At 41.2% G+C, this 7,097-nt stretch carries 5 protein-coding genes; all 5 read right to left on the bottom strand.

Annotated features, from left to right (window positions below; all coding sequences use genetic code 11):
- Positions 1 to 227: 227 nt before the first annotated feature.
- Positions 228 to 1,574 (bottom strand): ATP-binding protein, encoded by a 1,347-nt coding sequence (locus M5121_RS13220; protein ID WP_005155734.1) that lies wholly within the window; start codon positions 1,572 to 1,574, stop codon positions 228 to 230.
- Positions 1,574 to 2,236, bottom strand: coding sequence for a response regulator (locus M5121_RS13215; protein WP_004827102.1), 663 nt, complete (start codon positions 2,234 to 2,236; stop codon positions 1,574 to 1,576). Before M5121_RS13215 ends, M5121_RS13220 begins: the two co-directional genes overlap by 1 nt.
- A 144-nt stretch (positions 2,237 to 2,380) precedes the next feature.
- A complete protein-coding gene (locus M5121_RS13210) occupies positions 2,381 to 3,688 on the bottom strand; it encodes a TolC family protein (RefSeq protein WP_005155736.1) in 1,308 nt (435 codons plus the stop codon).
- Complete coding sequence (locus tag M5121_RS13205) at positions 3,685 to 4,011, bottom strand: DUF3240 family protein (RefSeq protein ID WP_004827107.1); 327 nt, start codon at positions 4,009 to 4,011, stop codon at positions 3,685 to 3,687. Before M5121_RS13205 ends, M5121_RS13210 begins: the two co-directional genes overlap by 4 nt.
- Positions 4,004 to 7,087, bottom strand: coding sequence for an efflux RND transporter permease subunit (locus M5121_RS13200; protein ID WP_249571403.1), 3,084 nt, complete (start codon positions 7,085 to 7,087; stop codon positions 4,004 to 4,006). The genes M5121_RS13205 and M5121_RS13200 overlap by 8 nt, the downstream gene beginning before the upstream one ends.
- Between the last annotated feature and the right edge of the window lie 10 nt (positions 7,088 to 7,097).

The following is a 7,097-nucleotide window of genomic DNA, read 5'->3' as shown; positions in this document are numbered from 1 at the left end:
AGATGTTTTCATGCAGAATCTCCTGCTCGTATCTTAAGAGAAAATTCTACTTTTAGATCCTATTATTTTTAGGGGGGATTACCAGATTAATTTATAAAGTTCAATAGCTTTATTTAAAAAACTCATTATCATAAATTCAAACATACTATCCATATTTTATTTATTCCCTCCACTATTATAATACAATCAATATTTCTTTATAAGAAAATCCATTAGCTTTAAATCCATTATTTATTAAATTCTATTCTAATTAAAAAACCACCTATGGATGCTTGACTTACCTCTATTTTTCCATGATATAGATCGACCATTTGCTTTACGATCGACAGTCCCAAACCACTACCAATCACACTACTATTCTGGTTCGCACGATAAAATCTTTGCAAGATATATGGCATTTTCTCTTCTTCCACGCCAATCCCATTATCTTCAACCTGAAAAAATGTACGATTTTCAATACAGCCACAAGTTATCTTAATTATTGATATGCCATTTTGACTGCGATATATAATTGCATTTTCTATAATATTACGTAATATAATTTCTAGATGTTCAGCTTTAGCAAGAATTGGAGCAGGCTTTAAATCTAATTGTATATCAATATTTTCTTTAACGATTTTAAAATCCATAAGTGTAAGTGTCTTTTGGATAATAATACACAAATCAACTGAAACTTCACTTCTTTCATCTAAATGTTCAATCCTAGCCAAAGTCAACAACTGAGTGATCATTCGAGAAGCTTTATCAATTCCAATCATAATGTCTTGTGCTGATTCTCTCGCCTCTTCTGTAGAACGAGCACTCAATAAAACTTGTGCATGCATACGGATAGCAGCCAAAGGAGTACGTAACTCGTGTGCTGCATTTGAAGTAAAACGTTTTTCACGTTGCATGCTTTCTGCTATTTCACTTAATAGTGTATTTAATGAATTCACCAATGGTTCTATTTCTTTGGGTACAATAGGGTTAATAGGTTTTAAATGTTCAATCGACTGTTTTTCTAGGTTTTGACTGATACTAAATACAGTGGCTAGATGACTACGTATGGTTCTTATAATCAACCAAGACAATAATGGAAGAAAAAATCCAGAAACCACTATCAAAAATAGCAACATATCACTTTGAATATCCTGACGAATCGTCCACACCTGAGCAATTTGCACCTGTATTGTGTGTGTGTTGTCCCAAATCGAATAGCTACGATACGTTTGATTGTGAATCTTAATCCAACCAAATTTGGCTTGCTGAACAAACGGGTGTGTGTCTACACCAACAGAACGATAGATTAAGTTTCCATTTTTATGCCAGATCTGGAATATAATTTGATTATAATGCTCGCCTTGAGCTTTCTCGATTACAGTATGGTCAGGGACTCGCCCTTCTAATGTACTTGATGTTGTTGAAAGTAAAGCATGGGCTGTTTCGGCCAATGATTTATCAAAAATATTATTAGCTGCGCGCTGCATCCCCCAATAGATACATCCCAAGCTACCCACCCAGACACTAGTTGTAATCGCCAGTAAAATTAATGATAAGCGCCGTGTCAGTGAATAACTTCGTATTAAATTAGGCATCAATAATTCTCATCCATGATATACCCAAAGCCTTGTACTGTTCGCACGATATTTTTTCCAAGTTTGCGGCGTAGGTTATGAATATATACCTGTATAACATTACTACTCACTTCCGCATCATAAGCATAGAATGAGTTTTCTATACTCTCTCGTGAAATAATTCGACCACGATTAAGAATAAGCAGTTCAAGTAAGTGAAATTCTTTTTGGGTTAATTCAACTTCAATCTCATTGATAAATACTTGTTTAGCTGATTGATTGACAGCAATATTGCCTATCTGAACCAAATCACTAACATGACCTGATATACGGCGTAACACTGCTTGAACCCTGGCGATAACTTCGTATAAATCATAAGGCTTAACTACAAAATCATCTGCACCTGCATCCAAACCTGCAATTCGTTCCTGAATTTGATCTTGGGCAGTCAAAATAATAACACCTACTTTATTCTTTTTACGGCGCAGTGACTTTAAAACTTCCAACCCATTCCTGTCTGGTAAACCTAAATCAAGCAGAATAAACTGATAATCATAACTCGCCAAAAAATGATAGGCTTGCTCTGCTGTGGTGGCTATATCGACCACAAAATTTGCATGATCTAAGCCCCGTGCAGTTGCCTTAGCCAGTAAGGCATCATCCTCAACTAACAATATTCTCACGTCTAAGCTACCCTCTCATTCTGCTACTTATAAGTCAGCCTATATTTATTTCTGTGCAAGCTGCAGGTACTCTGGCCCAAGCAAGACAAAATACCAACCGAATAATGATCATACAAGACATTGATATATCAGCACTCTACTATTTTACTCTGCCTGATGATCCTCATGTAGAGGCCATAACTGATGAGAATTTAGCAATAGTAAACTCAAGCTTTCTGCATAATCAATTTTGGCTTGATCAATTCGACCACGCGCATCAACCAATTGCTGTGAATGAAGTAATAGTTCATTTAAACTTAATTCACCAAGCTTATATGCTTTTTGCATCAATGCATGTTGTTGCTGTAACTGTGCCACATTCTGTTGAGCCTGCTCACTCCGTACTGATGCCGACTCCATCTGCGTGAACCAGTATTGAGTTTCCTGACGCAAACGGTTTTCTACTCGTCCAATCTCAAAATTAGCCTTTTGAGCTTCCGCCATTGCCATACCAGAAGCTATTCGTACTTGCCGACTGGCGAGTGGAATTGAAACGCTCACACTCATCAAATTTTCAACGCCAGACTGCTCACGACTATAGCCCACTCCTACCGTAGGATTAGGTATCCGATTAAGTTGCTCTCTTTTGACTAATGCATCTTGCTGTGCTGCCTGCGTTTTGGCCAACTCAAGCTCATGATTAGCAGACAAAACCTGCTGTATCCATTGAGTCTGTGTATATTCGAGTGGTTGAATTTTGATGACATCACTGCTCCAGTGCTCTGGAATTTTTCCCTGATAATCACGTGATAATAACTGCTGTGCTTGGTAGTAAGCAGTTTTAGCTTGCATATATTGTTCTTCGATTTGCCGAAATTCATTGCTGAGCAGCATCAGTTCTAGTCGTGAAGCATCTCCAGCACGGATACGCTGCTGGGTCATTTGCATATATTGCTGTATTCTTTCCTGCTGTTCCTCAATGCGCGTCAATTGCAAAGCACTGCGCATATAGGCAAACCACTGATTCAGCAAAGTTTTGGCAACTTCATGTTTGGCATCTTCATATTTTAATTCAGCAATAGTCATTCCTCGTTGCGCCAAATCCTGATCCAACTGGTATTTGCCAGGTAAACGAATCTGCTTTTCAACACCAAAGTTCGGCTCATAATTATTGGATTTGGTTTGACTATCTTGGACGTTACTGTTTCGAAGCTGCATACCCGCGCGCACGGTCCAAGGTTGGCCTAGTTTTAACCCTTGTCCTGAAAAATTGGCATAATCCTGATCAGAGATTGCCGACCGAACAGTTGGATGCTGTGACAAACTATGCTTAATCGCATCAAGCGGTGGCAAGATTTGATCTAATTCTGATTTCGCAGATACGACAGAAGTAATTATCATACAACAGCCTAGGCATAGTAAACGTGTGGCTTTACCCAGAAAATGTGGTTGAGTTTCAATCTCTCGTTTCATTCGTTCACGCCTCCTTGACTGGCATAGCCTGATGTTATCGTTGGTATTACCCAATAAAAACAGTCACTTGATTTAAATTTAATTTGAATATGAGCTAAAACTAGAGGTACATTTTCAAGAGGCAAAATCAACAGAATCAAATTACGCTCAGTTGCACCCTGAATTTTTTCTTGAATGTTGCGATAATGTTGGCGGCTACCGAAACCTTGTGCCGAGATACAGGTACATCCTGTCACAATCTCGGGAATGAGCCATAAATGGCTCATTAATTCTTCGGCAATATCACTGGAGATGTTGATAGAGAGTTGGCACATTTCAGACATGAGTATCTCGCACTAAACCAAATTGTTTGAACAAGTTAGGAAGTAAAATCAGCGTCAGTAAAGTGCATGAAATTAACCCACCAATCACCACGATCGCTAATGGACGCTGAATTTCAGCACCTGGCCCAGTGGTAAAGAGCAACGGAATTAAACCCAAAGCAGCGATACTTGCAGTCATCATTACGGGACGTAAACGTCTCATCGCCCCCTCGCGAACCACTTCTTCAATTGCAACGCCACGTGAAATGAGCTGGTTAAAATAACCAATCATCACCAAACCATTCAGTACGGCAATCCCCATTAAAGCAATAAATCCAACAGAAGCAGGCACCGATAAATATTCACCAGTGATGGCTAAGGCTACGACTCCCCCAATTAAAGCAAAGGGGATATTCACAAAAACCAGTACTGCCTGACGAACAGACCCTAAAGTTGTAAAGAGCAAGAAGAAAATCATGGTCAACGCTGCAGGGACAACCAGCATCAGACGCGCTGCTGCACGTTGTTGATTTTCAAACTGTCCACCCCATTTCAATGAATAGCCAGCCGGTAATTTAACTTTCTGGGCAACCTGCTGTTTTGCTTCCTCGACAAAACCAACCAGATCCCGGTCACGCACATTGGCACGGACAACGGACATTCTTGAAGCATTTTCCCGGTCAATTTTGACGACTCCTTCCGTCTTGACCATTTCTGCTAAAGAGGACAACGGTACAGCCGCTGAGTTTGCAACAGGTAAATTCATGTTCGCGAGGGCAAAACTGGATTGTCCCAGACGCGGATCACCTTTCATCATCAATGGAACTGGTCGCCCCTGTTCAATAATCGAACTAATCTGCTGTCCTTCGATGAGCATTTTGAGTTGTGCCTGTATGCTTTGGCTATCTAGCTGATTGCGGACAGCCATATCACGACGAATACGTAATTCCTGATATTGCACCCCAGAATTTTCCAAAGTCATGACGTCTTCGCTGCCTTTGATCCCTTGTAGAACAGTAGAGATTTGCTTAGATAGCTGATTAAGCTGGTCTAAATCGGTACCAAAAATTTTGACGGCCAAATCTCCACGTACACCCGATAACATTTCTGAAGTCCGCATTTCTATAGGCTGACTAAACGTGAGATTGACCCCAGGAACATCGGCCAATACATGGCGAATCTTAGCTAAAATCTGCTCCTTGCTTTGTCCGTGCCACTGATCTTGCGGTTTCAATATGATAAAGCTATCGGTTTCATTTAAGCCCATGGGATCCAAACCGAGTTCATCCGACCCAGTTCTTGCCACAATGCGAGACACTTCAGGAACTTGTTTTAAAATTCTTCTTTGAATGTCTAGATCAAGTGCAATTGAATTTTGTAGGCTGATCGATGGCATTTTTTCCAGCTGCAATATGGTGTCACCTTCATCCATGGTTGGCATAAAAGACTTACCAATGAGTGGAAAAATGAGTGCAGCAACCACCAAAGCGCCTCCAGCCAAAGCATAAACACGTTTCGGATGGGCCAAGCTTGCATTTAACACCTTGCTATATGCCTGTTCCAGCTTGGCAACAATATACGGCGTGTGATGTGCTTGAGATTTCAAGAAATAAGAACACAGCACTGGAATAATCGTTAATGAAAAAATAAGTGAGCTCGACAAAGCAAAGACAATGGTCAGCGCCACTGGAGAGAAGAGTTTCCCTTCTAATCCTTGCAAAGTCATCAACGGAATGAAGACCAGCATAATAATGATCATTCCTGCAGTCACAGGTACCGCCACCTCACAAACCGCGCGATAAATGACGTTCAGCGGGGGTAAAAACGAACGGTGTTTGGACTCGTGTGCATCTGCCAGTTGCATTTCGATATTTTCAACCACCACAACCGCCGCATCGACCAGTAAACCAATGGCAATGGTTAAACCACCCAATGACATCAGGTTGGCACTTAATCCAAACTGACGCATCATTAAGAAAGTACTCAACGCAGATAAAGGTAAAATCGCGGCAACCACCAAAGCGGCTCTTAAATTGCCTAAAAACAACAGCAATAAAATCAGGACTAATACAATCGCCTCGACCAAGGTTTTACTCACGGTATGAATGGCACGATTCACCAGTTCACCACGGTCATAAAAAGGCTTGATCGTAACGCCCTGGGGTAAGTTTTTCTCAATGTCATGCAAATGTTCACGCACACTTTGCACAACCTGACGTGCATTGGCGCCTTTTAAGGTGAGGACAATCCCTTCAACAGCTTCACCCTGACCATTTTCGGTTACCGCTCCGTAACGGGTAAGTGCACCGGTATGAACATCGGCGACATCCTTCACTTGCACCAGAGTACCTTGGTGATTGGAAACAATAATCTCGCCCAGTTCTTGTAAATTGGTGACACGACTATCGCTACGAATCAGTAATGATTCCCCATTTTCATTCAGACGACCTGCACCGTCACTTGCATTATTTAATTCAATGGCTTGTTTTAACTGATCAAGAGAGAGACCTCTCGATGCCAGAGCATCCAGGTTAGGTGTCACTTCAAAGGTACGTGCCAAACCTCCCAGGACATTGACATCCGCTACCCCTTCAATTTTTCTGAGCTGTGGACGGACAACCCGATCGAGCAAGGTTCGTTTTTCCATATCACTCATAGGACCATGTAAAGTGAACATAAAAGATTCACCTAATGGCGTCGTCATAGGCGCAATCCCCCCTAATGCATTGCCAGGCAAAGCTGACATGACTCCAGTCAAACGCTCATTGACCTGTTGTCGGGCCCAATAAGGATCTGTCCCTTCTGCAAAATCCAGGGTAATGATTGCAATAGCATATTTAGATTGTGAACGTAGTACAGTTTGATGAGGGATCCCCAACATTTCCTGTTCTATCGGTACCACAATACGGCTTTCCACCTCTTCTGGCGTCATGCCAGGAGATTTCATCACAATTTGAACCTGTGTGCTTGATACATCGGGAAAGGCATCAATCGGCAATTTGGTAAATGCCAAATAACCCGCAACACTGATTGCCATACCCAATAACAGCATTAGGATTCGTTGACTCAGTGAAAATGCAATAATACGTTTTAACATGTGCCTAACC

The sequence above is a fragment of the Acinetobacter sp. ANC5681 genome (assembly GCF_023488045.1).
In the GTDB taxonomy this organism is placed as follows: Bacteria; Pseudomonadota; Gammaproteobacteria; order Pseudomonadales; family Moraxellaceae; genus Acinetobacter.
This window is presented reverse-complemented; position numbering and strand designations above follow the sequence as displayed.

Excerpts from the sequence above, each read along its gene's own strand:
- M5121_RS13210 (WP_005155736.1), bottom strand. The coding sequence starts at position 3,688 with ATGAAACGAGAGATTGAAACTCAACCACATTTTCTGGGTAAAGCCACA.
- M5121_RS13205 (WP_004827107.1), bottom strand. The coding sequence starts at position 4,011 with ATGTCTGAAATGTGCCAACTCTCTATCAACATCTCCAGTGATATTGCC.
- M5121_RS13220 (WP_005155734.1), bottom strand. The coding sequence starts at position 1,574 with ATGCCTAATTTAATACGAAGTTATTCACTGACACGGCGCTTATCATTA.
- M5121_RS13200 (WP_249571403.1), bottom strand. The coding sequence starts at position 7,087 with ATGTTAAAACGTATTATTGCATTTTCACTGAGTCAACGAATCCTAATG.